Raw genomic sequence first — 2,432 nt, 5'->3', positions numbered from 1 at the left:
CGCTACTCGTCTTGCGAGAGATTGCCTGGAGGCCGCTCGCGGCGATCGGCGCAAGCGCCGAATCAACCGAAAGCATCCACGGAACACGCCCTAGACCGTGCGGGGCGGGCGCCGTCGGCAGGCGCGCCCGCCCCGCGGCCGACGCGGAACCGCGGATTCCGTTCAGGGGCCCTGAATGGTATTCCTGGGAGGGTGACCGACTGGGACCTCCGCAAACTCCGCGTCCTCCGCGCCCTGGAGGAGTTCGGCACCGTCAGGGCGACCGCCGAGGCCCTGAGCATGACCCCGTCCGCCGTCTCCCAGCAGCTCTCCTCCCTCTCACGCCAGGTGGGGGTGCCGCTGTTGGAGGCGCACGGGCGGCGGGTCCGCCTCACCGACGCGGCGCACGTCCTGCTCGGCCACACCGACATCGTGCTGGCCCAGCTGGAACGGGCCGAGGCGGAGCTGGAGGGGTTCGTCCGGGGCGAGATCGGGCACGTCCGCGTCGGCGCCTTCGCCACCGCCATCCCCCGCCTCGTGGTCCCCGCGCTGAGCGCCCTCCGCCGCACGCACCCCGGCCTGACGGCGAAGGTGCGCCAGGCCGACGCCGCCGAGGTCTACGACCTCCTCTCGGCGGGCGAGATCGACGTCGGACTGTCCCTGGCCGCCCAGGCTCCGACCGGCCACGACGGCCGCTACGACCGGAGGGCACTCCTCACCGACCCCCTGGACGTGGCCCTGCCCGCGCACCACCGCCTCGCGTCCGCCCGTGCGCTGCGCCTGCGCGACCTCTCCGCCGAGCCCTGGATCTACGGGGCGTCCGGCCCATGGCGGGACATCACCGTCGCCGCCTGCGCCCAGGCGGGGTTCGTCCCCGAGCAGGCGCACGTGGCCTCCGACTGGAGGGCCATCCTCGACATGGTCGCCGCGGGCATGGGTGTCGCGCTGATCCCCCGCCTGGCCGCGACGGACGACACCCCGGGGGTCTGCCTGCGCGTCCCGCACTCCGACCAGCCGCGCCGCCACGTGGTGACCGCCGTGCGGTCGGGGGCCGGGGAGCATCCGCGGGTCGCGGCGGTACTGCGCGCCCTGGCGCACACGGCCGACGGGCTCGTCAGCACACATGTTCAGTTCAGCTGAACAGAGTGATCATAAACTTTCGCTAGAAGTTACCGGTTTCTCTTGGGACCCTGAGAAGCGTCCGACGACCTCGACCCCGGGAGAGACATGACCCAAGGCCGCCCCTTCGATCCGCGCGACTACAACGCCCAGCCCTACGCGGGCGGCGACCCCTACGCCGACTACCGGGACGGCGGACACGACTTCTCCGGCCTCGTCGACCTCGCCGACCGCCGGTTGGGGGGCGGTGTGGTCGCCGCCAACGACGAGTTCTTCGCCCAGCGCGAGAACCTCCTCAAGCCCGACCGCGCGGAGTTCGACCCGCACGCCTTCGGACACAAGGGCAAGGTCATGGACGGCTGGGAGACCAGGCGCCGCCGCGGCGTCGGCGCCGAGCAGCCCCACCCGACCGCCGACGACCACGACTGGGCCCTGGTCCGCCTCGGCCTCCCCGGCGTCGTCCGGGGGCTGGTCGTCGACACGGCGCACTTCCGCGGCAACCACCCCACCGAGGTCTCCGTCGAGGCCGCCCACCTGGTCGGCACGCCCACCACGGACGAACTCCTGGCCGCCGAGTGGACCGAGATCGTGCCCCGCGTGCCCGTCCACGGGCACGCCGCCAACGACTTCGAGGTGACCCTCGAACGCAGGTGGACCCACCTGCGCCTCAAGCAGTTCCCCGACGGCGGGGTCGCCCGACTGCGCGTGTACGGCGAACCGGTCGCCGACCCCGCCTGGCTGGCCTCCCTGGGCGGTTTCGACCTGGCGGCCCTGGTCAACGGCGGCACGGTCGAGGACGCCTCGGACCGTTTCTACTCGTCGCCCAGCAACACCATCCTCCCCGGGCGCTCGCAGAAGATGGACGACGGCTGGGAGAACCGCCGCCGCCGCGACACCGGGAACGACTGGGTGCGCTTCCGCCTCACCGGACAGGCCACGGTGCGCGCCCTGGAGATCGACACCGCCTACCTCAAGGGCAACTCCGCGGGCTGGGTGACCGTCCTGGGGCGGGACGCGGGTTCGTCCGCCCCGGACACGTGGTTCGAGATCGTGGGCAGGACCCGGCTCCAGCCCGACAGCGCCCACCGCTTCGTCCTGGACACACCCGTCACGGCCACCCACGTACGCACCGACGTGTTCCCCGACGGCGGCATCGCCCGCCTGAACGTCTACGGTTCCCTCACCGGGTCCGGCACCGCCGACCTCGAACGCCGCTGGAACTCCCTCCTGAGCTGAGCACCATGAGCATGACCGCCGCCCCGAGGAGGTACCTGGACAGGCCGCCCTCGTCATCGGTGTCGGTGGTCGCGATGAGGACGAGGCCGGACAGGTAG

General features: G+C 72.5%; 2 protein-coding genes. Both read left to right on the top strand.

The window, feature by feature from the left end:
- Positions 1–192: 192 nt before the first annotated feature.
- Positions 193–1,119: a LysR family transcriptional regulator gene (locus tag ACFWTE_RS29875; RefSeq protein ID WP_378783301.1), complete on the top strand. Its 927-nt coding sequence runs from the start codon at positions 193–195 to the stop codon at positions 1,117–1,119.
- Positions 1,120–1,206: 87 nt separating this feature from the next.
- A complete protein-coding gene (alc, locus tag ACFWTE_RS29870) occupies positions 1,207–2,334 on the top strand; it encodes an allantoicase (protein WP_378783300.1) in 1,128 nt (375 codons plus the stop codon).
- The last annotated feature ends 98 nt before the right edge of the window (positions 2,335–2,432 follow it).

It is taken from the genome of Nocardiopsis sp. NPDC058631, assembly GCF_042716955.1.
Taxonomy (GTDB): Bacteria; Actinomycetota; Actinomycetes; order Streptosporangiales; family Streptosporangiaceae; genus Nocardiopsis.
Note: the sequence above shows the minus strand (reverse complement) of the source record. Positions and strands in the feature narration are given on the sequence as shown.

What these genes read in the sequence shown, in the direction of transcription:
- alc (WP_378783300.1), top strand. Translation starts at nt 1,207, where the DNA reads ATGACCCAAGGCCGCCCCTTCGATCCGCGCGACTACAACGCCCAGCCC.